The 25,642-nt window shown below is 57.3% G+C and carries 30 protein-coding genes; 18 read left to right on the top strand and 12 right to left on the bottom strand.

Going from position 1 to position 25,642, the window contains the following annotated elements; translation table 11 throughout:
• Positions 1-76 precede the first annotated feature (76 nt).
• The 7 genes from ACQZ5M_RS05695 (at position 77) to yacG (ending at position 4,109) form a co-directional block, all read left to right on the top strand.
• Entirely contained in the window at positions 77-514 is a 438-nt protein-coding gene (locus tag ACQZ5M_RS05695) for a DUF2948 family protein (protein ID WP_296097714.1), read from the top strand.
• Positions 515-653: 139 nt separating this feature from the next.
• On the top strand, positions 654-1,952 hold the full coding sequence (hisD, locus tag ACQZ5M_RS05690; protein ID WP_449079244.1) for a histidinol dehydrogenase: 1,299 nt from the start codon (positions 654-656) through the stop codon (positions 1,950-1,952).
• A gap of 3 nt (positions 1,953-1,955) precedes the next feature.
• Positions 1,956-2,429: a UPF0262 family protein gene (locus ACQZ5M_RS05685; protein ID WP_296018260.1), complete on the top strand. Its 474-nt coding sequence runs from the start codon at positions 1,956-1,958 to the stop codon at positions 2,427-2,429.
• A gap of 2 nt (positions 2,430-2,431) precedes the next feature.
• Positions 2,432-2,911, top strand: coding sequence for an arsenate-mycothiol transferase ArsC (locus ACQZ5M_RS05680; protein ID WP_296080770.1), 480 nt, complete (start codon positions 2,432-2,434; stop codon positions 2,909-2,911).
• 107 nt (positions 2,912-3,018) lie between these two features.
• The gene (infA, locus tag ACQZ5M_RS05675; protein ID WP_027673809.1) at positions 3,019-3,237 is read left to right on the top strand and encodes a translation initiation factor IF-1; all 219 of its coding nucleotides are present in this window, start codon (positions 3,019-3,021) and stop codon (positions 3,235-3,237) included.
• Positions 3,238-3,267: 30 nt separating this feature from the next.
• The gene (locus ACQZ5M_RS05670; protein WP_296101999.1) at positions 3,268-3,891 is read left to right on the top strand and encodes a Maf-like protein; all 624 of its coding nucleotides are present in this window, start codon (positions 3,268-3,270) and stop codon (positions 3,889-3,891) included.
• A 5-nt stretch (positions 3,892-3,896) separates the two neighbouring features.
• Positions 3,897-4,109 (top strand): DNA gyrase inhibitor YacG, encoded by a 213-nt coding sequence (gene yacG, locus ACQZ5M_RS05665; RefSeq protein WP_296018266.1) that lies wholly within the window; start codon positions 3,897-3,899, stop codon positions 4,107-4,109.
• A gap of 46 nt (positions 4,110-4,155) precedes the next feature.
• Here yacG and ACQZ5M_RS05660 read toward each other — a convergent pair whose 3' ends face one another.
• Positions 4,156-6,336: a DUF1217 domain-containing protein gene (locus ACQZ5M_RS05660; RefSeq protein WP_449079243.1), complete on the bottom strand. Its 2,181-nt coding sequence runs from the start codon at positions 6,334-6,336 to the stop codon at positions 4,156-4,158.
• A 313-nt stretch (positions 6,337-6,649) separates the two neighbouring features.
• Here ACQZ5M_RS05660 and flhA point away from each other — a divergent pair, with 313 nt between their 5' ends.
• From flhA to ACQZ5M_RS05630, 6 genes are read left to right on the top strand one after another with little or no spacing between them, the layout of a single operon-like run.
• Positions 6,650-8,740, top strand: a complete 2,091-nt coding sequence (flhA, locus tag ACQZ5M_RS05655) for a flagellar biosynthesis protein FlhA (RefSeq protein WP_296018268.1) — start codon at positions 6,650-6,652, stop codon at positions 8,738-8,740.
• Complete coding sequence (fliR, locus tag ACQZ5M_RS05650; RefSeq protein ID WP_296018269.1) at positions 8,737-9,489, top strand: flagellar biosynthetic protein FliR; 753 nt, start codon at positions 8,737-8,739, stop codon at positions 9,487-9,489. Before flhA ends, fliR begins: the two co-directional genes overlap by 4 nt.
• A 5-nt stretch (positions 9,490-9,494) precedes the next feature.
• Positions 9,495-9,902 carry a hypothetical protein gene (locus ACQZ5M_RS05645; RefSeq protein WP_296074239.1) on the top strand — a complete coding sequence of 136 codons (408 nt, stop codon included), beginning with the start codon at positions 9,495-9,497 and terminating at the stop codon, positions 9,900-9,902.
• Positions 9,903-9,943: 41 nt separating this feature from the next.
• Entirely contained in the window at positions 9,944-10,498 is a 555-nt protein-coding gene (locus ACQZ5M_RS05640) for a rod-binding protein (RefSeq protein WP_296080780.1), read from the top strand.
• 23 nt (positions 10,499-10,521) lie between these two features.
• Positions 10,522-10,887 (top strand): hypothetical protein, encoded by a 366-nt coding sequence (locus tag ACQZ5M_RS05635; protein ID WP_296018273.1) that lies wholly within the window; start codon positions 10,522-10,524, stop codon positions 10,885-10,887.
• Positions 10,884-11,417, top strand: a complete 534-nt coding sequence (locus tag ACQZ5M_RS05630) for a hypothetical protein (RefSeq protein WP_296018274.1) — start codon at positions 10,884-10,886, stop codon at positions 11,415-11,417. Before ACQZ5M_RS05635 ends, ACQZ5M_RS05630 begins: the two co-directional genes overlap by 4 nt.
• A 226-nt stretch (positions 11,418-11,643) precedes the next feature.
• Here the strand turns inward: ACQZ5M_RS05630 and fliP are convergent, their stop codons facing one another.
• From fliP to flgB, 10 genes are all read right to left on the bottom strand, one after another.
• Complete coding sequence (fliP, locus tag ACQZ5M_RS05625; protein ID WP_296018275.1) at positions 11,644-12,381, bottom strand: flagellar type III secretion system pore protein FliP; 738 nt, start codon at positions 12,379-12,381, stop codon at positions 11,644-11,646.
• Positions 12,378-12,941, bottom strand: coding sequence for a flagellar basal body-associated FliL family protein (locus ACQZ5M_RS05620; protein ID WP_296018277.1), 564 nt, complete (start codon positions 12,939-12,941; stop codon positions 12,378-12,380). The genes fliP and ACQZ5M_RS05620 overlap by 4 nt, the downstream gene beginning before the upstream one ends.
• A 79-nt stretch (positions 12,942-13,020) precedes the next feature.
• Positions 13,021-13,746: a flagellar basal body L-ring protein FlgH gene (gene flgH, locus ACQZ5M_RS05615; protein ID WP_296018278.1), complete on the bottom strand. Its 726-nt coding sequence runs from the start codon at positions 13,744-13,746 to the stop codon at positions 13,021-13,023.
• Positions 13,743-14,273, bottom strand: coding sequence for a MotE family protein (locus ACQZ5M_RS05610; RefSeq protein WP_296018279.1), 531 nt, complete (start codon positions 14,271-14,273; stop codon positions 13,743-13,745). The genes flgH and ACQZ5M_RS05610 overlap by 4 nt, the downstream gene beginning before the upstream one ends.
• Complete coding sequence (locus ACQZ5M_RS05605) at positions 14,270-15,352, bottom strand: flagellar basal body P-ring protein FlgI (protein ID WP_296039114.1); 1,083 nt, start codon at positions 15,350-15,352, stop codon at positions 14,270-14,272. The genes ACQZ5M_RS05610 and ACQZ5M_RS05605 overlap by 4 nt, the downstream gene beginning before the upstream one ends.
• A gap of 38 nt (positions 15,353-15,390) precedes the next feature.
• The gene (gene flgA / locus ACQZ5M_RS05600) at positions 15,391-15,879 is read right to left on the bottom strand and encodes a flagellar basal body P-ring formation chaperone FlgA (RefSeq protein ID WP_296074245.1); all 489 of its coding nucleotides are present in this window, start codon (positions 15,877-15,879) and stop codon (positions 15,391-15,393) included.
• 17 nt (positions 15,880-15,896) lie between these two features.
• Complete coding sequence (gene flgG, locus ACQZ5M_RS05595; protein ID WP_296018281.1) at positions 15,897-16,685, bottom strand: flagellar basal-body rod protein FlgG; 789 nt, start codon at positions 16,683-16,685, stop codon at positions 15,897-15,899.
• A gap of 18 nt (positions 16,686-16,703) precedes the next feature.
• Positions 16,704-17,051: a flagellar hook-basal body complex protein FliE gene (locus ACQZ5M_RS05590; RefSeq protein ID WP_296018284.1), complete on the bottom strand. Its 348-nt coding sequence runs from the start codon at positions 17,049-17,051 to the stop codon at positions 16,704-16,706.
• Positions 17,051-17,467 carry a flagellar basal body rod protein FlgC gene (gene flgC, locus ACQZ5M_RS05585; protein WP_296018286.1) on the bottom strand — a complete coding sequence of 139 codons (417 nt, stop codon included), beginning with the start codon at positions 17,465-17,467 and terminating at the stop codon, positions 17,051-17,053. Before flgC ends, ACQZ5M_RS05590 begins: the two co-directional genes overlap by 1 nt.
• Position 17,468: 1 nt before the next feature.
• A complete protein-coding gene (gene flgB / locus ACQZ5M_RS05580) occupies positions 17,469-17,858 on the bottom strand; it encodes a flagellar basal body rod protein FlgB (RefSeq protein ID WP_296018288.1) in 390 nt (129 codons plus the stop codon).
• Between the two features lie 208 nt (positions 17,859-18,066).
• Between flgB and ACQZ5M_RS05575 the strand changes: the two genes are divergently transcribed.
• The 3 genes from ACQZ5M_RS05575 to ACQZ5M_RS05565 all read left to right on the top strand — a co-directional run bounded on the left by ACQZ5M_RS05575 (position 18,067) and on the right by ACQZ5M_RS05565 (position 21,763).
• Positions 18,067-19,824 (top strand): GumC domain-containing protein, encoded by a 1,758-nt coding sequence (locus ACQZ5M_RS05575; protein ID WP_296074247.1) that lies wholly within the window; start codon positions 18,067-18,069, stop codon positions 19,822-19,824.
• 111 nt (positions 19,825-19,935) lie between these two features.
• Complete coding sequence (gene folD / locus ACQZ5M_RS05570; protein ID WP_449079242.1) at positions 19,936-20,835, top strand: bifunctional methylenetetrahydrofolate dehydrogenase/methenyltetrahydrofolate cyclohydrolase FolD; 900 nt, start codon at positions 19,936-19,938, stop codon at positions 20,833-20,835.
• A 199-nt stretch (positions 20,836-21,034) separates the two neighbouring features.
• A complete protein-coding gene (locus tag ACQZ5M_RS05565) occupies positions 21,035-21,763 on the top strand; it encodes a hypothetical protein (RefSeq protein ID WP_296075854.1) in 729 nt (242 codons plus the stop codon).
• Positions 21,764-21,866: 103 nt separating this feature from the next.
• On the opposite strand, the gene ACQZ5M_RS05560 is transcribed toward ACQZ5M_RS05565, so the two are convergent.
• Positions 21,867-22,895, bottom strand: a complete 1,029-nt coding sequence (locus ACQZ5M_RS05560; protein WP_296075856.1) for a LacI family DNA-binding transcriptional regulator — start codon at positions 22,893-22,895, stop codon at positions 21,867-21,869.
• A gap of 274 nt (positions 22,896-23,169) precedes the next feature.
• Here ACQZ5M_RS05560 and ACQZ5M_RS05555 point away from each other — a divergent pair, with 274 nt between their 5' ends.
• Together ACQZ5M_RS05555 and ACQZ5M_RS05550 are read left to right on the top strand one after the other, a co-directional pair.
• Positions 23,170-24,531 (top strand): ABC transporter substrate-binding protein, encoded by a 1,362-nt coding sequence (locus ACQZ5M_RS05555; RefSeq protein ID WP_296075852.1) that lies wholly within the window; start codon positions 23,170-23,172, stop codon positions 24,529-24,531.
• Positions 24,532-24,628: 97 nt separating this feature from the next.
• Positions 24,629-25,642, top strand: a complete 1,014-nt coding sequence (locus tag ACQZ5M_RS05550) for a carbohydrate ABC transporter permease (RefSeq protein ID WP_296039068.1) — start codon at positions 24,629-24,631, stop codon at positions 25,640-25,642.

Below are 25,642 nucleotides of genomic sequence, written 5' to 3'. Positions count from 1 at the left end.
GTGTGGTGCGCGTCGTACTTCGCATATGTTGAACGCGAGAGCGCGGACCTGTCCGCGAGATGAGGACCAAGAAACGATGAGCGGCCTTAAACTCATGGCGCTGGATGGCGAGGATCTCGCCATTATTTCCACTCACATGCAGGACAGTGTCTTCAAGTTGAAGGACGTGTCTTTCGATCCCCGTCCCGGCCAGCTCGTTCTGTCAGCCAACCGTTTCGTTTGGGAGCATGGCGGCAAAAAGAACCATCCGCCCGAGCGGTGCCGGTCTGCGCTGGTCCTGAAGCGTGTTGCGTCAGTCCGCTCCAGCGGCATCAACCGCAACGACAAGGAACAGGTCCATTCGCTTCTTGCCATCCGTTTCATCCAGAAGGGCGATGGACCCGACGGCACAATTGAGCTCACGCTCTCCGGAGGCGGGGCTATCGCGCTCGATGTGGAATGTATCGAGGCGCAGTTGACCGATCTGAGCGGTGCCTGGGAAACCGAGTCTAGACCCGTCCATCCGGCGGACTAATTAGAAGCGGTGAGGCGGGCGGGAATTGCCTTGCCCGCATGTTTCGATTTATGCCACATACCCATGTGCCGTCTGCTTTCGAGGCGGCTGAGAGTTTCGCCTCGCCGGCTCCGGGAGGCTTCAAAAAGGGTGAAGTGAAGTGGCAATCTGGCTGGAGCAATCGTCTTCTGATTTCGAACGGGATTTCGCTGCGTTCCTGACGACGAAGCGTGAGGTTTCGGAGGATGTGAACGCTGTCGTGCGAGACATTATCGACGATATTCGGCAGCGCGGCGACGAGGCTCTGGCGCATTACTCCTTGAAGTTCGACGGGCTGGATTTTTCAAAAACCGCCATGCGTGTCACGGAAGCGGAAATCGATGCGGCGGTGAGCACGGTCGATCCTGAGGTTCTGGATGCGCTCAAGCTTGCGGCGCAGCGGATCGAGAAACATCACGCACGGCAGATGCCGAAAGACGATATCTATGAAGACGATATCGGCGTCGGCCTCGGCTCCAGATGGACTGCCATCGAAGCCGTTGGTCTGTACGTTCCAGGGGGCACTGCAAGCTATCCAAGCTCTGTGCTGATGAATGCGGTGCCGGCGAAGGTTGCGGGAGTCGAGCGTATCGTCATGGTCGTTCCGGCAAACGCCGGAAAGATCAATCCGGCTGTACTTGCAGCGGCGCGTATCGCCGGTGTCGAGGAGATCTACCGCATAGGCGGTGCGCAGGCTATCGCAGCCCTGGCCTACGGCACTGAGACCATTGCCCCCGTTGCCAAGATCGTTGGGCCTGGCAATGCTTATGTCGCGGCCGCAAAACGCCAGGTGTTCGGCACGGTGGGCATCGACATGATTGCAGGCCCGTCTGAAGTGCTGGTGATTGCCGACAGGCATAACGACCCGGACTGGCTGGCGGCCGATCTTCTGGCGCAGGCCGAACATGATCCGGGTGCGCAATCCATTCTCATCACCGATGATGCAGACCTGGGCCGCGCTGTCGAAAAAGCTGTAGAGAGACAGCTGAAACAGCTCTCGCGTTCTGAAACTGCGACCGCAAGCTGGCACGACTTCGGTGCGATCATTCTGGTCGATGATCTCTCCAAATCTGTTCCGCTGGCCAACCGTATCGCGGCCGAGCATCTCGAACTGGCGGTGGATGACCCGGAGACACTGATGGCGGGCGTCCGCAACGCGGGTGCGATCTTCGTTGGTCGTCATACGCCCGAGGTCATCGGCGATTATGTCGGCGGATCGAACCACGTTCTGCCGACGGCGCGGTCGGCCCGTTTCTCCTCCGGACTTTCTGTTCTGGATTTCGTCAAGCGCACCTCCATCCTGCGGCTTGGCCCCGATCAGTTGCGCCAACTCGCACCTGCTGCCATCACGCTTGCCAATTCGGAAGGGTTGGACGCGCATGCACGGTCGGTCTCCATTCGTCTAAATCCGGAAGGGTAGGAGATGGCGGCAGGCGACTTCAGACTCTGCGACGTCGTGCTGGACGAAAGCATCGGCCGGTCGACGCCTGACGTGGAACACGAACGCGCCGTTGCCATCTTCGATCTGATTGAGGAAAACTCCTTCGAGCCCCTCGGTCATGAGGGCGGACCTTATCGGCTCAATATTTCGCTGGTGGAAGCAAAGCTCGTCTTCTCCATCACGACGCAGGAACAGCAAGATGTGGCCACACACATTCTGTCGCTGACACCCTTCCGTCGGATCATCAAGGACTACTTTCTGATCTGCGAAAGCTATTACGAGGCGATCCGCTCATCCACGCCAAGCCAGATCGAGGCGATCGACATGGGACGGCGCGGCATTCACAATGATGGATCGCAGACCCTGATGGACCGTTTGGCGGGAAAGATAAAGGTGGATTTCGATACTGCCCGTCGCCTCTTTACCCTCGTCTGTGTTCTTTATTGGCGGGGTTAGGCATGGATGGTTCGGGCGCTCCAGACTTGAAAGAAAAGGCCCCACGCGCCATATTGTTTATGTGTGGGATGAATTCCATCCGCTCTCCCATGGCGGAAGTCCTTGCCAAACAGCTCGTTGCGCCCGGAATTTATATCCAGTCCGCTGGAGTGAGGGCTGGCGAACGTGACCCCTTCGTCGATGCGGTTCTCGATGAATCCGGACTGACGCTCGGCAAGCACAAGCCACGCACGATGGATGAGATCGAAGATGACTTCTTCGATTTGATCATAACCCTGACACCCGAGGCCCATCACGCCGCACTCGAATTGACGCGCTACAATGCGCTCGATGTCGTCTATTGGCCGACGATGGATCCGACGGTAGAGACGGGCTCTAGAGAACAGAGGCTGGAAGCCTATCGCGAGGTTCGCGATCACCTGAAAAAGCTCATTTCGGAGCGTCTGCCGCAACGCGCGCAGCCATTTTCGGAAACGCTTTGAAGCAGACGACAATTTAGGTTCACAAATGTGCGGCGATTGTGTAGTTTCCGCGCAATTTTCCCGGGCAGTTTTCGCCCGGCATCATCAACAGGAAGAAACAAACCTATATGACAAAAGAAGAAGTCCTTGAATTCCCGGGCGTCGTGACCGAACTCCTGCCCAATGCGACGTTCCGTGTAAAGCTGGAAAACGAGCATGAGATCATCGCTCACACGGCAGGACGCATGCGCAAGAACCGTATTCGCGTTCTCGCTGGCGACAAGGTTCTGGTCGAAATGACACCTTACGACCTGACAAAAGGCCGCATCACCTACCGTTTCAAGTAATCGCCCGACAGATCGGACGGCTGGCAGAGCATGACAGACCCCAAACAAAAGCTGATTCTGGCTTCCGGATCGCCACGCCGTCTTGAGCTTCTTCATCAGGTTGGTATTGAGCCTTCGCGGCTGATGCCGATGGACATCGACGAAACCCCAGCGCGTCTCGAACATCCCCGCACGCTCTGCAGGCGCTTGTCGCTGCAGAAGGCGCAGGCCGCTTACAAGGCGGTCAAAGGCGAGCTGGCCTGGCGGGATGCCTATATTCTGGGGTCGGACACGGTCGTCGCCGTTGGACGCAGGATTGTCGGCAAGGCGGAATATATCGAAGACGCCTCGGCAGCCTTGCACCTTCTCTCCGGCAGAAGCCATTGGGTCTATACCGGAATCTGCCTGATCACGCCCAGTGGCAGGGTTCGCCAGAAGGTGGCCGAAACCAAGGTCCGTTTCAAGCGTTTGTCGCAGTCCGAAATTGAAAACTATATCGCGTCGGGCCAGTGGCGCGGCAAGGCCGGAGCCTATGGGATACAGGGTATTGCTGGCTGTTTCGTTCAGAAACTCACCGGCTCCTACACCAATGTGGTTGGCCTGCCGCTCTACGAAACGGCCTCACTTCTGGCCGGTGAAGGCTTCGAGGTGACGTCTGGCTGGCAGGAAGGCTGAAAGCCATGTCCCAATCCAAAGTCACGCCGCTGAGAAAGGCGCAGCCTTGCCCTGAATGCGGAAAGCCCTCATCGCGGGAAGATTATCCCTTCTGCTCGGATCGCTGCCGCTCTCTCGATCTCGCGCGCTGGCTGAATGGCGCCTACGCCATTCCTGTTGCCGATGATGAAGAGCATGCTGAAAATCGCCGCCGTAGCGATTCCGATAGCGAGTATTGATCCGGGCTTCTGCTCGGAAACAGAATTCCCCTGAAATTACGCAGCTTTAACCCGATCTCAACTGGGCAACGGCAAGCAGCGTATCCGCACTGATTGTCGCCGATCGTCCCATAAGGGTCAGGGCCGGGGACTGGGTGCTGCTGTTTTGCGTGTCATAAAGCGCGGTGAAGCGCTTTACCAGCTTGTCGACATATTCAGGGTCGCTCAGCTTATTCACATCGATATATTTTTTAACGAGGTCGGCCTGCTTGGCAACATCCATGTTGGCGATGGAGGAGGGCAGGTTATAGGTCGTCTTGAAGAACGCGAAGAGTGCCGTGTCTCCGATAATACCGTAGGGGCTGGAAACCTCTGGCGCCTTGCGCTTGAAGTAGAGCGCGAGGCGAACGCCGTCATTCTGTTGGCCCTGCTGAACTTCCAATGTCTGCTGAAGATACTGGTTGGTCGTTTCCAGAATGGCGCCGCGCTGCTGAACGCCTTGCATCGTGCTTTCGTCCAGCTTCCCCTTGTCGCTGAAGTTGAAGGAGGCAACGATTTCCGCGAATTTGTTGCTGCTCTGCGTGTTGACGAAGCTCTTCGGATCGGAGAGATCCGACTTGAACATCCTGCGAAGATCTGCGGTCGAAACCTCCTTCGGATCAAGCCCATTGGCTTCCAAGACGAACTTGGTCAGGCGCGTGTCTTTGAGCAAATCGTCTGCTGTTTTGATGCTGGCAATAGTCGAGGTGTAATAGGCAATCTCTTTATCGGCGGCCTTTGAGGCAGTCTCTTTGGCAGCATCACTCAAGCCTCTGAGCTTGAGCGCTTTGTAGTCGGTGGTCACCTGGGTGACCATTCGCTCGGACTGGGCCGTCAGCGGCGCTTCCGCCTCGCCGGTGGAGGTGAAGTTGAAAGCCTTGACCAGTTCCACATATCGGTCGTCACCCAGCCGGTTGACGTAGCTTTTCCGGTCGTTGACGTCGCTTGAGAGAATTTTCTTGAGCTCGGACTTCGACACTTCATCCGGATTGATGCCAAACGCCCTCAGTGCAACATCCCAGATTTCGGTCACTGCATTGTTGTTCTTGTCGTCATCCTTCGCATTGGAAACGAAGAAATCATCGACTTTCGTGACTTTCGCGATGCGGTTCTCGTAGTTGGTCACCGCGTCGGCGATCTTCTTGTCCGAGTCCTTGGTGAACGCCTTCACATATTGCGTCGCCAGGCTGCTCGCCTGCGCCGCTGTCTGGGGAGTGCTGCCGGCGGCAAGAGAACCATCGCTTTCAAACTCGAAGGCAGAGAGCAACTTGGTGTTGCCATAGGTGGTGGCAAAGTTCTGGCTGTACATCAGGCTTGCAACGCTGCTCGCCATAATGGCAGGGTTGAGGTCGAAGGCCGTCTTGACATAAGCGACGAGACGGCTGTCCTTGACCAGGTCCTGCGCACTTTGAACCTGGGAAATATGCTTGTCCCAGTACCGTTGGTTGGCTTCCAGCAAGGTCTTGGAAGGATAGGTCGACATGCTGGCGACGTAGTCGAGCTTTAGATCTTCCGTCTGATCGCTTGTCTGCGCCTGGCCGTTTATGGTTCCGTCGGCATTGAAGTTGAACAGACCCGTGAGCTTCTTCCAGGCGGGGTTCGACGCCGTGTTGGCAACGCTTTGGGGATCGTTGAGATCGCTCGTCAAGACCTGCTTCAGATACGCCTTCGATGTGTAGGTTGAATCAAGCCCGACGGCGTCAAGCACATAGGCGCGCAGCCGCGTATTGTTGACTAGATCGTCAACGCTCGTCACAGTACCGATGCGCGAGGCGAAGTAGGCCGACTCTGTCTTGATGTTCGTTTCTTCGGCAGTGAAAGAAGCCTTGTAAGCTTCGGTCGTGCTATCCGCCTGCGCGGTGTTTTGCGCTACCTTGGTGTCGCCTTTGAAGTTGAAGGCCTGGGCAAACTGAAGATAGCGCTTGTCGGTCAGCGTATTGGCAAAACTCTTGCTGTCGCTGAGATCGCTTTCCAGCACTTTGCGCATGAAAGCCTTGCCATAGGTCATCTCCTCGAGACCGTATGCCTTCATCGCATAGGAATAGAGCCGGTAGTCGCCAAGCAGATCGTCGACGGTCTTTACCTTGCCGATATTGGCTTCGTAATATTCGGTGTCACGCTTGACGGACGCCTGACTCTCCACCTTGGACAGAGATGCCTTCATGTCCCGGTTAATGGTGAGATAGCTGTTATATGTCGACACAACCATGACAAGCCTTAGTTCGTTGAAGACCGTTCATGGTCTACGGATACGCGGTCATGGCGCAAATACTACACGCCACCATATTACAAGATGACGGTTGACCAAAGCTAAAAATTCTTTTTTTGCCCTTAAAACCCGGAAAATGCGGGCTTTTTGATCTCTTCTGGCCACTGTTCCTTTATGATGCCTGCCTCCACTCTCGCGCAAGCTTGAGGCGTTATTGCTCGGTTGTTGATCTGCGTCCAACAGGTCGGCAAGCCTTTTCATGATGGGAAGGTTTTGGATCGCCTGCCGGTTCTCATGATGAGATGGAGTTAAAATGGCTACCCCGCCCAGCGTAATGCCACTTCCGAAAGTCGCCCCGCGCGGACGCGACATTGGGTTTGCAGCGGGCATCGTTGCCATCTTGTGCATTCTGTTCCTGCCGATCCCACCCTTCATGATCGATATGGGACTGGCATTCTCCATCGCCTTTTCTGTTCTGATCCTGATGGTGTCACTGTGGATACACCGTCCGCTTGATTTCTCCTCATTCCCGACGATCCTGCTGATCGCCACCATGATCCGCCTGGCGCTCAACATCGCGACGACGCGTGTGATCCTGTCGCATGGTCACCAGGGCCACGACGCCGCAGGTGGCGTGATTGCAGGCTTTTCGAGCCTGGTCATGTCCGGTGACTTCGTCATCGGTCTGATTGTCTTCCTTATCCTGATCGTGGTGAACTTCATCGTCATCACCAAGGGTGCCACGCGTATCGCAGAAGTCGGCGCCCGCTTCACCCTGGACGCCATTCCCGGCAAGCAGATGTCGATCGATGCGGATTTGTCGGCCGGTATCATCAACGAGAAGGAAGCACAGCTTCGCCGTCGTGAGCTGGAAGAGGAAAGCTCCTTCTACGGTGCGATGGACGGTGCGTCGAAATTCGTTCGCGGCGACGCCATCGCCGGTCTGCTCATCACCATGATCAACGTCTGTGGCGGCATCATCATCGGCGTCTTCCGCCACGGTATGCCGGTTGGCGAGGCGGCTGACGTCTTCGTCAAGCTTTCCGTTGGTGACGGTATCGTCACTCAGGTGCCTGCTCTGATCGTTTCGCTGGCGGCTGGCCTTATCGTCACCCGTGGCGGCACCCTCGGCTCCACCGATACAGCCGTCATCAACCAGCTGAGCGGTTATCCGAAGGCACTGTCCGTTGCCTCCGGACTGATGTTCATTCTTTCTCTTGTGCCGGGTCTTCCCTTCCTGCCCTTCGTTTCCCTCGGTGCAGGCCTCGCGCTTGGCGCGTGGTTCATTCCTCGCCAGATGCAGCGCGATAAGGACGTCGCTCAGGCCGAAGAAGACCAGAAGGTGGCCGACGCCAACCAGGCAGAAAGCGAAACGGTCAAGAGCGTCTTGCGCACCACGGAGATCGAGCTTGCACTTGGCAAGCAGGTGTCGCCGCGACTTCTTGGCGCGCATCAGGAACTCGGTTTCCGCGTGGGCAAGATGCGCAAGAAGTTCGCTGCGCAGTACGGTTTCGTCGTGCCGGAAATCAAGGTCACCGACGATATCGCCATTCCCGACAAGTCCTACCAGATCCGTATCCATGGAACGACGGTCGCAGCCAACACGCTGCGCGTTGGCGAAGTGCTCGTCATTACCGGCAAGGGCCGGCGTCCTTCGGTTCCTGGAGACGATGTCAGAGAACCCGCTTTCGGCATGCCAGCCGTCTCGGTTTTGGAGCATTTCGTCGACGATCTGAGACGCGAAGGCTTCCACCCGATCGACAATATTTCGGCTCTGTTGACGCATGTCAGCGAGGTCATCCGCAACAACCTGCCGATGCTGCTGTCCTACAAGGACGTCAAGGTGCTGATCGACCGGCTCGATCCGGAATACAAGAAGCTGGCCGACGAGATCTGCTCATCTCACATGTCCTATTCAGGCCTGCAGGCCATTCTGAAACTTCTTCTGGCCGAGCGGGTGTCCATCCGCAATCTGCATCTCATTCTCGAAGCCGTCGCCGAACTGGCACCGCACCTGCGCAAGACCGAACAGATCGTCGAGCACGTGCGCATCCGCATGGCCCAGCAGATCTGCGGCGACTTGTCCGACAATGGCGTCTTGCGGGTCTTGCGTCTTGGTACGAAGTGGGACGTGATCTTCCAGCAGGCGCTCAAACGCGATCCGAAGGGCGATGTCGTCGAGTTCGATATCGATCCGCGCCAGGTCGAAGAGTTCAGCAACGAGGCGACGAAAGTAATCCGTGAATATATGGATGTCGGACTGCCATTCGTGCTTGTCACTCTGCCCGAAACACGCGCATATGTGAGAATGATTACGGAACGACTCTTCAGCACCTTGCCCGTGTTGTCGCATGTCGAACTGGCAAAGGGCACGGAAATCAAGATACTCGGCTCCATTTCATGATTTCGGATCCACAAGGAACCATCATGGCGCTGTTCCTGGCCTTTTGCCGGATCGGCGCCTGTCTTATGGCGATGCCTGGATTTTCTTCAGCCCGGCTTCCTGTACAGATCAGATTGTTCCTTGCCTTGACCCTGTCGCTCGCGCTCCTGCCATTGCTGTGGGATGTGATCTATCCAGTGACGCAGGGCAATATCGTCGCCTTCTTCAAGGCAATGGTCTTTGAAACACTCGTTGGAGCGATGTTCGGACTGATTGCCCACCTCTATCTGCTTGGCATGCAGTTTGCCGCAACCGTCATGGGTACGGCGATAGCGTTTACCGGTCCACCGGCGCAGGATGTGCTGGAGGATACCTCGGAAAGCCAGCTTGCCAGCATGCTGACTTTCGGCGTCTTGCTGCTGCTGTTCATTCTCGATTTTCACCACGTGATCTTCAAGGCGCTGGTGGAGTCCTATACCTCTATCCCGCTTGGCGGACCCGTGACGGCGCAGCGCATGTTGATTAGCCTCACCGATACGCTCGCGGCCTCCATGAACGTTGCTATCCGGGTTGCGAGCCCCTTCATCCTGTACGGCTTCCTGTTCAACGTGGCGATTGGTCTGATCAACAAGCTAGCGCCACAGATACCGGTCTACTTCATCTCCACGCCCTATGTTCTGGCAGGCGGCTTGCTGCTTCTCTACTTCGGTATCGCCGCGGTGGTGAACCAGTTCGTCAACGGTTTCTTCCTCGTTTTTGCGAATATGTGAGTGACATGGCGGATCTATCGAAATCGAAGAAGCTCGACAGATTGGTAAAGGTTCAGGGGCACCTGAAGAAGATGGTCGAGAACGAATTGGCCATCACCACCCGCGAGCGGACCGAGCTTGCCGAACGGATCGAGGAGCTCACCGGCTATCTGACCACCTATGATCCGCTTCATCAGGATATGCTCAAACATTATGTGATGCGGCACAGTCGTCTGATGGCCCGCGATGTCCGTCTGGAGGCCATTCAGCAGGTTCAGGAAAGTCAGCTGCTGAAGGAAACCAAGAAAGGCGAGAAGCTGGAGGACAAACGCGACAGCGCCCGCGAAGATGAGGCGAGGGAGCGTGACGACAACAGCATCTACGAACTTGTCGACCTGCAGATCAGCCTGAAGTCCAGCCTCCAGCAAGGTTAGGCGTTTATCGTCATCCGATCAAAACGTGAAAGGATGACGACGTGGCGATTTCTCCTCCAAGCGATCTTGTGCTTGATGTGGTCAATGCGGCCGACCCTATGCAGGTCTCCGCTGCGCGCGAAAAGCTGCGGGCGGTTAGTGCGACGAAGGAAGCTTCGGTGCTGACAGCCAGCAATGCCGGTTTTGCATCCGCCATCAACAGCTTCGAAACGCCGGAAAGCAAGGCGGGCCTCTCTCGGGTTCATGCGTCGAGCGATCATGAGAAAATCCCCGAAACCTACCGGAAGTTCGAAGCAAGCGTACTCAACACTTTCATCCAGAACATGATGCCGTCCGAAACCGAGGAAGTCTACGGCAAGGGCGTGGCCGGCGACTTCTGGAAAGGCATGATGTCCGAGCAGATGGCAGACGCAATGTCCAAGAAGGGCGGCATCGGCATTGCCGAACAAGTCTACTCGCAGGCGCTCCAGCACCAGCGCAACGCAGCCCCCGTGTCGGCCGGCAATGAGGACGACAAGAAGATCGCGATGAGCATGGTCACTGAGTTTCAGCGCCGCATCTTCTCTGACACCGACACCAAGAAAACCCAAAGCTGAGCAAGGCGGAGAGCTGAAGCAAGATGGAAATTGTCAATAACGACTACAGAATTCAGGCTGTTCTTGGCCGTCTCGAAACGGTCATCGACAACGAGAATGCCCGGATCGGTAAAGAGCCTGATTTCGATTTCAAACTGTCGAATGCCCATAAGAGCCGCTGCCTGTATGAATTGACCATGCTGATCCGCGATGTCGACGGGCCAAAGATCGCCGACGCTCATCGACAGCAAATCCTGGACATCAAGGCCAAGCTTGCCATCAATACACGTCGGGTCGAGGCCAGCCTCAAGGCTGTCAAGGCAGTCGTCGATCTGCTCAAGGACGCCCAGAAAAAGGCCGAGGATGACGGCACCTACTCGCTGCAACAATTCGCTCGTGAGGCGCAATGATTAAGCTGATTGCCACGGGGGTCTGGGTTCTTATCCTGACCCTTGGCGGGGTCTTTGCTGCTGCCAAGTTCGGCCAACCGCCGGCTGAGGATCATAAGGCCGATGCGCCGCCGCCTCCGCAGTATGTTCAGGGCGATCTGCTGACGCTGCCGGTGGTCAACGGCGGCAAAGTGTCCGGTTATTTTCTGGTGCGCTCCACGCTACTGGTCGATTCCGTCATGATGAAACAGATCAACGTTCCGATGCCGGCTTACATGACGGACGAGTTCTACGGCCTTCTTATCGGCGACAAGGTCCTCGACGTGAAGGATGCGGGCAAGTTCGATGTGGCAGCCTTCAAAACGAAGATCAAGGATGGCATCAACGCGCGGATGGAAAAGCCGCTCGTTCAGGACGTGCTGATCCAGCAGATGGACTTCATCTCCAAGGAAATCATCGATTCCAAGGACCCGACGCGCAAGCCGCAGAAGATCGTGATCAATACCGATCCAGAGCCGCCGAAACCGGCAGCGGCCAGCCCATCACACTGACCGCATCACCCCGTAAAGACACGGGGGGGAATGTCCGGACCGACGATTCCAGTTGCAAGTTTCCCACGCGACAACATCGGTCCGGATGTCGGAATTACTTCAAAAAGCGACCATGCCAGGATGCTCTGTCGCGGGAAGCGTCGTTTTCGCAGTCTATTACGCGAAAGGCCGTCAAAGTGTCGGCAAGCTCGGCGCTACGCGCCTGTTCCACTGGGGCGAAAAAGCTTCAGTAAAACGATCTTACCAGTGAGCCGACGAGCAGATTCCAGCCATCGATCAGCACGAAGAACAGGATTTTGAACGGGAGCGAGATGGATGTCGGCGGCAGCATCATCATGCCCATGGCCATGGTGATGGTCGCGACCACCATGTCGATGACGAGGAACGGCAGGATCACCAGAAAGCCGATTTCAAAGCCGCGCCGGATCTCGGACAGCATGAAGGCCGGGACGAGAATGCGGTATTGCGGCTGCGTACCATTCATCGTTTCCTGGCCGCGCTCGCTTGCCAAATCGACGAAAAGAGCCAGATCCTTCGGTCGCGTGTTGGCCAGCATAAAGGTGCGGAAAGGTTCTGCCGCCCTCTCGATCGCCTGCGCTTCCGTGATCTGGTTCTGCATCATCGGCTGGATTCCATCGTTCCACGAGCGCTCGAAGGTCGGCGCCATGACGTAGAAGGTCATGAACATCGCCATGCTCGTCAGGATCATGTTGGATGGCGTCGTTCCAAGCCCCATGCCCGAGCGCAGAATGGAAAAGGCGATGATGAACCGGGGGAAGCTTGTGACCATGATCAGGATGCCGGGCGCGATCGAAAGGATCGTCAGCAATCCGAAGGTACGAATGATCCATGCCGCAGCAGAGCCGTCGACAGGCAGATTTAACAAATCAGCCGGTGACTGCTGCGCAAAAGCAATCCCTGGGACCAGGGCGAAAGCAATCAGGCAGATGAGGGTGCGAATCATTCTATCACGAAGGTTTTGAATAAAACCTTGGATACGCGCCCTTTCGATCTGAGGTCAACAATCTCTGTCAGGTCATCCCTAAGATATTGGAAGCCGCGTGGGCCCTGAATTTGCTGGAGGGGCACTGTTCTGACATAGGCCATGAGTTCCTGGTGCAGTTCCTGCACCAGTGCGGGATCGGACGGGCCGTTGAATTGCAGGGCAAGTTCGAGCCTCACCCAGTTTTCCGCCGGATATCCTAGGTTGGTGATGATGGGATCGAGGTTTACCAGGCTTGGACCTGCCGCTGCGCCATGTCCCTCACCCTTGGGTGCTTCTCCATGCGCCTCTGCCTTCGGTGCCTCATGCCCTCCGGCTGCGGCAGTCTCTGCGGGCGCCTCAGGCGCGGGTGCCGGGACCGCAGTTGCCGTCGAGGCAGGTGGAGCCGGCACGAAAAGCATCTTGCCGACGAACCAGCCGCCGCCCAGCCCGAGAAGAGACAGAACCGCGACCGCGCCAATAACCGGAATAGGCGAGCTTTTCTTGGGTGCCGGTCCTTCAAGTGCCAACTGGTCGGTCATGGGTCTGTTGCCTGTCTATGATTTGCAGCTGGCCGAGCCGCGCCCTAACTGCCCTGTAGTACGAGATTTCGCGCGATCGTCAGATCGGCGAGAAGAGGTCGACGACCTGCTGTCCGACCGGCGGCTGCTGAACTTCCATCAGCCTGCCGCGGCCGCCGTAGGAGATGCGTGCTTCGGCGATCTTTTCGTAGGACACGGTGTTTTCCGAATTGACGTCCTGCGGTCTGACGATGCCTGCGACGTTGAGGATGCGGATCTCGTGATTGACGCGCACTTCCTGCGAACCGCTTATTAGCAGGTTGCCGTTTTCCAGAATGCCTGTCACGACCGCCGCCACGAGAAGCGTCAGCTTTTCTGCGCGGTTTATCGAGCCCTTGCCGTTGGCTTCGCTGTCGTTGTCGAAGCTTAGAGACGAGTCCGCTTGTGGCTTCCAGCCGAGGATCTCCGCGTCTGCCTTCCAGCCGGTTTTTCTATTATTCTTCCGGCTGCGGTCAGTCTGGTTATCGAATGACGCCTTGTCGTTGATCTGAATGTTGACGGTCAGGATGTCGCCGATATTGAGCGCTCGCGAGTCCTTGAAGAGCGCCGCCTTGCTGTCGCTCCAAAGAGAATAGCCGCTGGCCGCATGCAGCGGCTGTTTCGGATAAGCCGACAATTGGGGGGCCTGACTGAACTGCAGGCCGCTCCCAATCGGGCTCATGGCCGGCGCATTGCCGATTTCTCTCAGTGTCTGGTTCTTCGTGACGCTCTCGCATCCGGTCAGGATGCTCGCGGCTGAAAGGGCGAGGATGAGCGCTTTTTTCATGACGGATCTCTTGATGTGTTTTTATCGGTCGCACTGGCCATGATCGAAGCGACAGTCGCCGCTTTCTTCGCGTCCATTTCGCTGAGAATCAGCCCGGACTGGCGTGCCGGCAGTTTCATGATGATGGCAGCGGCAATACCGGGGTTCAGTTCTTGCAGCTGAGGTGCAGCTGCATCCGGCTTCATCGTCTTGTAGACATTGACGAGATTGGCTTCTGCCTGCTGGAGGAAATCGTTGCGGCGCTTCAGCCAATCCTCATATTCGGCCTTGCGTGCCTCAAGGGTGGCAACGCGCGCATCGATATCCTGCTGGAGCTTCTCAAGATCCTGCTTTTGCATCAGATAACGCTGGTCGCGCGCCTGATCGATAATGTTGGTGCAGTATTGCTGAATTTCCTGCCCGCTGGTTTCGCCCGTGGTGACACGCACCTGCTCCTGGGCTCGTGCCGAAGGCAGCGCGCCTGCAACAACGAAAAGGGCGAGAAGAACGCGCTTCGGCGTGAATATCTTGGAAGCGGTAACCGTCATTGCAATACCAACTCTGCCTGAAGCGCGCCTGCGGACTTGATGCCTTGAAGAATGGCGATGATGCCGTCCGGCTTGACGCCCATATTGTTCAAACCGGCCACCAGCGACCGAAGGCTCGGACCTTCGAGAATGGCGACGGGGCCGCCGCTTTTGTCGGCCTGGATATCCGTCTGCGGCTGCACGGCTGTCTGACCGCGTGAGAAGGGGGCGGGTTGAATAACCTGTGGTGATTCAGTCACTTGGACGGTCAGAGTACCGTAGCTCACCGCCACCTTCGAAACGCGAACGTCCGCGCCTATGATGATGGTTCCCGTGCGCTCGTTGATGACGACCTTGGCCGGCGTATCGGTCTCGACTGCGAGGTTTTCGATGCTTGCCATCAGACGCGTCAGATCCGCCGTTCGTGGCTTCTGGATATAGACGACCTGTGAATCGCGCGCTTCTGCGATCGGCTCGCCGAAGGATGTACGGGCATAGGAGTTGATGGTGTCGGCAACGCGGATGGACGTCGAAAAATCCGGGTTCCTCAATTGCAGTACGAGATTGACGGAATCCTTGAATTGCGACGGCAACTCGCGTTCGATAATCGCGCCACTTGGGACGCGACCTGCGGTCGTGACGCCCTGTGTGAGCTGCGCTGCCTGCCCTTCGGCGTTGAAACCGGACACGATCACTGAGCCTTGCGCGACAGCGTAGATCTGGCCGTCGGCACCGGACATGGAGGTCATGATCAGAGTGCCGCCACGCAGGGACGAAGCATCGCCAAGAGAACTGACGCTGACATCCAGCCTGCTGCCGGGGCTGGCAAAGGGCGGCAGATTGGCCGTGACCATGACAGCTGCGACATTCTTGGAGGTGGTCTGGTTGCCCTGCATCGAAATGCCGAGATTTTGCAGCATGGCGCGCATGGACTGTTCGGTGAAGGGCGAGGAACGCATGCTGTCGCCGGACCCCTGAAGGCCGACGACAAGACCATAGCCGATCAACTGGTTTTCACGCCCGGCCTGCAAGGATGCTATATCCTTCACCCGCGCCACCGTCTGGGCTACGCCCTCGGATGCAGCCGCAAGGAAAGTCATGGTCGCAATTGCCGCGACGAGAAAACCTTGACGAAAACTCATTGCTGGAGGACCTCCACGGTTCCGTCGCGCATTGCCGTGCCGTTGATCGTCACGCCGGTGTCCTTGTTTCGGACACGCACCACATCGCCCGCCATTGCATCTTCGATGGCAACGCCGGATGCTGACAGGTTCATGCCGTTCTTGCTGTAGGTGATGCGGACCGTTGCGCCTCGTTCCACCGCATAAGGATCGCGCAGGTCGCCAAGCGGAATGGTGCGTCCCGCGACAAGCGTCCTCTTGGACACTTTTCCGACGACGTCCTTGACCGATTCCGAGTAGCCCGGCGCGATGTTGGGATTGGTGACGGGAACCTCCGTCACCAGGCCGTGGGTAATGACTTCGCCAGAAAAAATCGTGGCTGTGGGGACGACAGCGAATTTCTGCTGCGACATTGCAAGCCCCGGTGCGGACATCGACAGAGCCAATGCCGTCACGAAAACTGCTTTGCGACCTTGAACAGGCATGATTTTCGGGCGGAACTTCATGTTACCCTACCTTCTCGTTACTTCAGGTTCTGGCTGACGATCTGAGCCATCTGATCGGCGGTGGTGATCACCTTTGAGTTCATTTCATAAGCGCGCTGGGCGGAAATCATGTCAGTGATTTCCTTGACGGAATCGACGTTGGAGCCTTCGAGGTAGTTCTGCTTCACGTAGCCGAAGCCGACCGACTGAGGGGTGGCATCGACAGCTGCACCTGAGGCGTCCGTCTGCGCAAAGAGGTTGTCGCCAAGCGGGCGCAGGCCAGCTTCGTTGGCGAAGTTGCTCATGCTCAGCTGGCCGACTTCCGTCATCTGTGTGGCCGTGCCGATACGAACCGAAACGATGCCGTCCGCACTGATCTTGGTTTCGGTCGCGTCCGTCGGAATGGTGATCGCCGGCAATACCGGATATCCGTCCGTCGTCACCAGACGTCCGGTGGAGTCCATGTTGAAGGCGCCAGCACGGGTGTATAGCGTGGCATTGTCGGGACCCTGCACGCGGAACCAGCCCTTGCCGATGATAGCGACGTCGAGGTCGTTACCGGTTTGGGAAACAGGGCCCTGGATGTGAAGCTTGCGGACAGCCGATGTCTGGACGCCGAGACCGATATTCGCGCCTTCCGGCACCATCGCCTGGTTTGCGCGGTTCATCACGCCCTGCGCACGTTCCGTTTGGTACAGCAGGTCGGTAAATTCGGCACGGCCGCGCTTGAAGCCGGTGGTGTTGATGTTCGCGATGTTGTTCGCGATGACCTCAAGGTTCGTCTGCTGGGCATCCATGCCCGTCGCTGCGATTGCTAAAGCTCTCATTTCTTAGGTCCTCACGGGTCAAATCTGCATTTTAACGACATCGAGATAAGCCGAAACGAGCCTGTCTCGCAGTGCTACGGCCGTCTTGAGGGTCTGGTCCGCCTGCATCACGGCATCGACGACCTCGCGCGTGCTGGCCTTGCCCTGTAGGCCGGCAAAAGACATAGCTTCGCTGGTCTTCAACGAGTCCATCGCGTCCTGTGCGACACCGCCCAACACGCTGGCGAAAGTCGGGCCGACAGTCGCGGTAGCGGCTGTGGATACGGCTGCGCCAGCGAAGGAGGTCAGTCCGCTCGCCACACCCTTGAGGCTGTCCATGGCGGAGTTGCTGGTCAGCGATTTTACGTTGTTGATGGAGTCGATCATCACGTAGCCTTCAATAGGTCTATGGTTGAGGTAATCAGATCGCGGGCCTGCTTGATGACCTGGAGATTGGCTTCATAGCCGCGGTTTGCTTCGCGAAGATCGGCCATTTCGATCAGCATGTTGACGTTCGGCAGCTTCACCATGCCCTTGTTGTCCGCAGCTGGGCTGTCCGGGTCGTATTCCTCGGTGAAGTTGGATTTGTCGAAGCCGAGCTTCTTGACCTGAACGAGATTGGTTCCGGTTGTGCGATCCAGCTCGTTGGCGAACGTGATCGTCTTGCGGCGATAGGGGTCGGCACCGGGCGTGTCGCCCGTCGTTCGCGAGTTGGCAATGTTTTCAGAAACGATGCGTAGGCGCGTGGCCTGCACGTCCATGCCGCTTCCTGCAATTTTCAACGACGAGGATAAAGAGTCCATCTTACTTGCCCACCGCAGTCATCATCATGGTGTGGAAGGAGCGCACGAGCTGGGTGTTCAGCTCGAACTGCCGCTTGATCTCGCCCGTCTTGGCCATTTCCGTCGACAGCGAAACGGTATTTCCCGATTCCTGGACGCCGATTTCACTGGCGAGCGGCGCGTCCTTTAGGCCGATCTTGCCTGCACCCGTAACAGCCAGCTCCATATGGGCGGGGTTGGTGCGGGCCATCTGCATTCCGACCGACTTCAGTTCGGATTCGAAAGGCGCGACTTCCTTTGCGCGATACTGCGGCGTGTTGGCATTGGCAATGTTGGTAGCGACGACTTCCTGACGGATTGAAAGCCACTCGGCTTGCCGGGAAGCCAGCGCAAACAGCTGAATCGGCTGCATGACAATTCTCCGTGTTTAACCTGCCATTGGTCTAGAGACACAATCTTGCGCGGGACTTACGGAGGACGACGATGCTATCGGCGGGAAGCGGCATCGTCAGGTTTTAGCCGATCATTAACCATTTGTTTGCCATGGCCGTTTAGGTTTCATTGATAGTTCCGTCAGATGAACGGTCCCACAGCCCTGCGGGTTTGCGATGGTTTTGCACTTGAAAAGACGTGTCGGTTCGGTCTCCGGGCAGCCAAAGACAGGCAGGTGGCGCCGTGCCGCCCTTTCGTCGTGCTTCGTTCTGACCCTGGCTGCCACAGGCGCCGTCTTGCCATCGCTACTCGTTCCCGCTTCACCCGCAGCATATGTCTCTCATGCTGTGGTAAAGGTCTCCGCTCCTGGCGCAGGTTCGATCGATACCGACCGCCTTGCCGCCTCCGTGCAGCAGAGCATTCTATCCCCGCTTTCGCTCACACTCGCCATTTCGGACTTGAAGCTAAAGCCGGGCGATGTGATGGGTGTTGCTGAAGAGGGGAGGATCGCGATGCTTGCGAAGCTTCTTCTGGGGGATGCGCAGCAGCAAATTCCAGTGAACGCCATTGAAGAGGCGTTGCGCAGTTCGGTGAAAATCACCGCGTCTTCGAAGAGCAGTATTGACATCGACGCCATGGCTGCAACGTCCCAGGCTGCAACGCGCATTGTCGATTACCTCGCAGGCCAGGTGGCCAAGACCACCGGCGGCGAACAGGCGAGCCCGGAATTGCAGGCGGTTGAAAAGGCGCGTGCCGCACTCGATACCGCCGAAGGCGCGTTGACGGGGTTTCAGATGCGCAACGGCAACGACATCGTTTCCCGTATTCAGAACCTGCAGCAGTCGCTTCACGAAGCCGATGCGACGATCGCGGCTCTCGGGCAGAAGGAGCATGATCTCGCGCAGGCCGTCACGAAAGTTTCGTCTATGAAGACGGACGATGTGCTGACAAAGGCGCTGCCGCCACTTGCTCCTTTCGATGCCCTCGCTTCGGTAAGGGACAACTACACGACGGCGAAACTTGCGCTTGACGACGTCAATGTCGATCACGGTCCTAAGCACCCCCGCACCATTGCAGCGCAAGGCGCGGTCGATGCCGCTCGGTCTGCCGCGATGCCCGCATTGCGCCGCGCTCTGGAAAGCGTCAAAGGCGAATTGAAGGAGGTTTCTGCCAGCCTCAATGCTGAGACGCGCCAGAAAACCGCTATCGAGGATGAGTTGCGCACCATGGGTGGCGCACCCGCTGAACTCGCAAAGCTGGAGAAGGCTCTGGACAGCGCCAGGCGCGATTATCTGGTCGCCAGCCAGAAGGCCGGTCCGTTTGCTGCCCCCACCATCTCTTCCGTAATTGCTAAACCGGCGTCGCCCGGTGTACTCCGGGATCAGAGCTCCGGCATCATGAACGGCGTCATGGCCGCTGGCGGCGCGCTGTCGGGCATGCTGCTGGCACTTTTCCTGATGAGTTTCCGTCTTTCCAAGACAGAAGAGCAACATGAGATCGCCCCGCAGGAGGACGTTTCCAACACCGTGATCATCGACGACGCCTCGGCAAACGCCGAAACTGCTCGCGATCAGCACTTCCAGATCGAACCCGATATTTTCCATGATATCGTCGCAGATGACATCGAGCTTCACTCTGACGACCGGGCCTATGATCTTGAGCCGGACGAAGAGCCCGATTACGGGCTCCACGACGAGCCAGCCAACGATATTCCGCTCGATGAGCGTGTACGCCAGGTTCTTATGGCCAACCGCGTTCGGATGGAGAAAAAGGTGGAGCAGGGCGATGGATCCTGGCTGCCGCCTTTGCTTGCCGCAGCCTTGGAAGGCAAGGCTGCGCATATAGGGGCCGAGACGGAAGAGGTGCGTGCCCTGCAGCGGGAAATCGCCGCGCTGAGGCAAAGAGTGAACGGCTTTGCCGAAGACGACATGCGGCGTCGCGCCTGATCCACTGATTTCTCCTTGCAATCTATAGCGTCGCGCAGCATTAGGGTTTCGCTCTAGGCAGGGTTCGCGGGCGAGCCGAGTCCCGCCGTGATGTTCTCAGGAGGCAGTCATATGGTGGTTGTGATCGACGGCAAGGCCAAAGCGGCATCGGTGACGGATGCTGTGAAAGACGCGGCGGAGCGGCTGGAGCGTGAAACCGGCAAAAAGCCCGGTCTGGCTGTGGTTATCGTCGGTGACGACCCTGCAAGCCACGCCTACGTGAACTCCAAGAGCAAGACGGCAAAGCAGTGCGGTTTCAACTCGGTACAGCATACGCTGCCGGAAGAAACGACACAGCAGGAGCTTGCTGCCTTGGTCGCAACGCTGAATGCCGACGCATTGATCCACGGTATTCTCGTTCAGTTACCGCTTCCAAAACACCTCGATTCCGACCCGATCATCCAGTCGATTCTGCCGGAAAAGGATGTCGATGGTCTCAGCGTCTTGAATGCCGGAAAGCTCGCTGTCGGCGATCTGAAGACAGGCCTGCTCTCCTGCACCCCGGCCGGTGCCATGCTTCTGGTTCGCAGCATCCATGGCGATGATCTGTCCGGCCTGAACGCCGTGGTGATCGGTCGTTCCAACCTGTTCGGCAAGCCGATGGGTCAATTGCTGCTCAACGCCAACGCAACGGTGACGATGGCGCATTCGCGCACTAAGGATCTGGCCTCCGTCTGCAAGTCCGCCGACATTCTGGTTGCCGCCGTCGGACGCGCGCAAATGGTGAAGGCCGGTTGGGTCAAGTCCGGCGCGACCGTCATCGATGTCGGCATCAACCGCATTCCCGCACCCGAAAAGGGCGAGGGCAAGTCGAGGCTCGTCGGCGATGTGGCGTTCGAAGAGGCAAGTGCGGTCGCCGCGGCCATCACGCCTGTCCCCGGCGGCGTTGGTCCGATGACGATTGCCATGCTGATGGCCAACACGGTGATTGCTGCGCACAGAGCGCTCGGCAAAGACGCACCGACGTTCTGAGTTCAAAACCGAAAATATAAAAACATTCGGACACAAGACCGGATAGGTTTGTGCTGAATGCTGTTCTGCAAGAATGGTTTTAGCTCCGAAGAGTGGCGGCAGATTTTGCTTGCCATGCTCCATCAGTCGTTTGTGTTTGTCACCGACGCGGCGTAACCTGAAGATCGGCCACGCATGCCGTTTCTATAAGGACGCCGCAATGATTTCAGAAACCTTCGCAATCATCCGCAAGAATTTCCTATTTTACGTCGTTACAGTTTCTCTCATCATTGCTGCAATTATTCTGGATGATCATTTTTCTCACACATCGAGTCAGACCACGGGTTTCATCTGGATTTTGCTTTCACGATGGACGCAGGTATCCATGCTATACAATCGAAGATTTAAAGATCAGGGTCGACAATATTATTCACTGTCAAAAGATCTTGGTTTCTTCGGTAAAAATATTCTCATTATTCTATTGGCCACCGTCTCAGCCATCGCGACGGCGGTCTACTTCGGAAGCAATCAGGGCAATTTTACCGGTTTGGTGTTGATTTACGGTATTCTGTTTTCGTTGATCGTGTCTTCTGTTCTCTACGCTTTGATCGGCACGTGGCTACCTGCTGGGCTTTACGGATCTGCAACTCGCTTTGGTGACGCGCTTAGACGTGGATCTCGCACTTTCGCAAAGACCTTCGCCAGAATTTTCATCGCGATGGCGATTCCGGCCGCAATCTCTTTTATCGTCACCGCATTGATGTTCGCTCGCGGTGATTCCGGGAGCATCTTCGTCGCTGGAGTGATTAATTTCCCCTCTTTGCTAATTGCTATCTGCCTAAGCACGTTGGAGGCCGTGAGCGTCACTTACGTATCGGTTGTGCTAACGCGGGAATATATGCGCGCGGAGGGTTTGCCAGTGATGCCGACACTCGAGGCTGCGACGTAAAGTTGGGCATCGCCGGCCATAGGGGCTTGGGTTTTAACTGAGGCGGTCAGCTGCAGTTTGCATCAAATTACTGAGGCCACTAAGACAGCCGGGGGGGGTAGATCTAACGAGGAGCGGGCCCGGTCGAGGCGCGCACCACCAGTTCCGCCTTCCACAACTCGTGAAACGGCTCGTTTTGCCCGGTCTTGATCTGGGCAATCAGCCGTTCGGCAACGCGTGTGCCTGCTGCTCGAAGCGAAGACCGTGTCGTTGTCAGCGGCACGGAAAAGTTCACCGGCTTCAAGAGTGGCAGCACGTCGTCATGGGCGATGAGGGAAATATCCCGCCCGGGGCGCAGGCCCCGCTGGTTCAGCGAGCGGATGGCGCCGAGCGCAAGTGCGGTGGAGGCACAGAGAACGGCGGTCGGCTGCTGCGGCTGGTCGAGCAGCCGCTCCATCATCAGGAACCCGGCCTCGTCGGTCATCACGCTGTGGCTGACCTTGTCAGGATCGAGTGAATGGCCCTGAGCGGCCAATGCCGCTTCCACACCGCGGTAGCGACGGAAGGTAAAGTCGTAACCCTCCGGCCCATTGATCAGCGCGATATTTTCATGGCCGAGTTGGAGCAGCAGCGATGCGGCGTCATGAAAGGCGCCCTCATTGTCGACGTCGAGAAAGGGATAGTCCGGCTCGATTCCCCAGGAGCGGCCGTGCACCATGAAGGGGATCGACAGGCTCTTCATCATCGCGATGCGACGATCGTTCTTTTTCATATAGGCGAGATAGATGCCGTCCACCGTGCCATTGGCGGCGAGATCCTGCAACGCTTCGTCCTCGTCACGCGGATCGGTCGGCATGATAACGAGGTGAAACCCGTTTCTCGCCGAGACCTCCCCAAGCCCGTTGAGGAACTCCCCGAAGTGAACGTCGGATTGATGTTCTGCACCCGTGGGCATCACGAGACCGATGGAGCCGACCTTGCCGGTCGCCAGCCGCTGCGCTGCCGCGTTGGGTCGATAACCGTTCTGGCGCGCCGCCTCGATGATCTTTCGGCGCGTCTCGGCATTGACTTCGGGATAGCCGTTCAGGGCGCGGCTGATCGTCGTCTGAGAGATGCCAAGCAACTGCGATAGTTGTTTCAGATTCATGCCCAGCCTCCCTCTGCTGCTCAAGCCCGCGGACTCTGGAAAGGGACAGCTCCTCCACCGTCTCCAAACCGCTTTGAAGGCTAGCAAGTGTTGAAGCGCTAGACAATTCAAAAAACTCTGCTGCAGCGCAAATACAGTCTTCCGCGCAGCAAAAGAGGACCAAATTTGGGATGATCATCAACCCTCTTGACTCTGAGCAATTCTCAATGAGATGAATAGGCAGCCAAAGCGCTTTGAAAAGATACGCCGAAGCCGATTAATGTGATGGGAGGTAGATCACATGAAAAAATTATTTTTGACGACCGTTGCCGTAGCCACGCTTCTGTCGGGCGCATCCTTTGCCGCCGATCTCAAATTCAAGCCGGGTGAAGACAGCAAGTTCAACTGGAAGAGCTACGAAGCCTTCAAGGCCGCCAATTCCAGCCTGAAGGGCGAAACGCTGACCATCTTCGGACCGTGGCGCGGCGAAGACGAAGCCCTGTTCCAGTCCGTGCTGGCCTATTTCGCCGATGCGACCGGCGTCAATGTCCGTTATTCGTCTTCGGAAAATTACGAGCAGCAGATCGTCATCGACACGCAGGCCGGCTCGCCGCCAAACGTCGCGATCCTGCCGCAGCCTGGCCTTCTGGCTGACCTCGCCGCCAAGGGACTTCTCACTCCGCTCGGTGACGAGACGGCAAATTGGGTGAAGGAAAATTACGGCGCGGGCCAGTCCTGGGTCGATCTTGGCATGTACAAGAACAAGGACGGCAACAAGGCCTATTTCGCCTTCCCGTTCAAGGCCGACGTCAAGTCGCTGGTCTGGTACGTTCCTGAGAACTTCGAGGAAGCCGGTTACAAGGTGCCGGAAACCATGGAAGATCTCGTCAAGCTCAGCGACCAGATCGTGGCCGATGGCGGCACGCCATGGTGCATCGGTCTCGGCTCTGGTGGCGCGACCGGCTGGCCGGCAACCGATTGGGTCGAAGACTTCATGCTGCGCACGCAGCCGCTCGACGTCTACCAGAAGTGGACGACGAACGAGGTGAAGTTCAACGATCCGCGTGTCGTTGCCGCAATCGAGGAATTCGGCAAGTTCGCCAAGAACGATAAGTATGTTTCGGGCGGTGTTGCCGCTGTTGCCTCCACCGACTTCCGTGACAGCCCGAAGGGCCTCTTCGACATTCCACCGAAGTGCTACCTGCACCGTCAGGCTTCCTTCATCCCATCCTTCTTCCCCGAGGGAACGAAAGTCGGAACGGATGTCGACTTCTTCTACATGCCGACCTTCGCTTCCAAGGCAGATCTTGGCAAGCCGGTTTTGGGTGCTGGAACGCTCTTTACCATCACCAAGGATTCCAAGGCTGCGCGCGCGCTCGTCGAATTCCTGAAGACGCCGATTGCCCACGAAGTGTGGATGGCGCAGTCCGGCTTCCTGACACCGTTCAAGGGCGTCAACAAGGACGCCTATGCCAATGATCAGGTGAAGCGTCAGGGCGAGATTCTGACGACGGCCACTACCTTTGGCTTCGACGGTTCCGACCTCATGCCTGGCAAGATCGGCGCTGGCGCGTTCTGGACCGGTATGGTCGATTTCGTCGGTGGCAAGTCTGCCGAACAGGTCGCCAACGACATTCAGAAGGCCTGGGACGGCCTGAAGTAATCCTCAGATCCAGCCCGGCAGTCATTGCTGCCGGGCTGTTCAGATAGAACGGCGCGGACCACACGGGCCGAATACACGCAAGATCGGGGAGGGAATGATGATCACGCAAATCGTATCCGCGCTGGGTGTCGTTATTGTCGGCGTCTTTGCCTGCGCCGCCTATTACTGGCTGTCGGACAAGGCGTTGCAGTTTATTTTTCCGGTGCGGGACGGCGATGTCATTCACGCTTCGCGCAATCTCAACCGCCGCGCGGCGATTCGTCCCTGGCTCTTCGTCGGGCCGGCCCTGCTGCTGCTTGCCGTCTATCTTGTTTACCCGGTCGTTGCGACCTTCATCCTGTCCTTTTACGATCGCACAGGCACCAATTACGTCGGCTCCGCCAATTACGTCTGGGCTTTTTACGACGCCGGTTTCCGCCAGTCGATCTTCAACAACATTCTCTGGCTTGCCGTTGTGCCCGCCGCCTGCACCTTCCTTGGCCTCGTCATCGCCGTCATGACCGACCGCATCTGGTGGGGCAACATCGCCAAGTCCATCGTTTTTATGCCGATGGCGATCTCCTTCGTCGGCGCGTCCGTCATCTGGAAATTCATCTATGAGTATCGCGGCGAGGGGCAAACGCAGATCGGCCTTCTCAATGCCCTCGTCGAATTCTTCGGTGGAAATCCGCAGGTTTGGATTTCCATGCCCTTCTGGAACAACTTCTTCCTGATGGTCATCCTGATCTGGATCCAGACCGGTTTTGCCATGGTCATCCTGTCGGCGGCTCTTCGTGGAATCCCTGAAGAGACCATCGAGGCTGCCGTCATCGATGGCGCCAATGGCTGGCAGATTTTCTGGAAGATCATGGTACCGCAGATCTGGGGAACGATCGCCGTCGTCTGGACCACCATCACCATCCTCGTTCTCAAGGTTTTCGATATTGTTCTGACCATGACCAACGGTCAGTGGAACACCATGGTTCTTGCCAATCTCATGTTCGACTGGATGTTCCGCGGCGGTGGAGATAGCGGGCGAAGTGCCGTTATCGCGCTTGTCATCATGGCAGCCGTCACGCCGATCATGATCTGGAACATCCGCCAGGCAAACCGCGAGATGGAGGGCCGCTGA

Source organism: Rhizobium sp. 22-785-1 (assembly GCF_053521965.1).
Note: the sequence above shows the minus strand (reverse complement) of the source record. Positions and strands in the feature narration are given on the sequence as shown.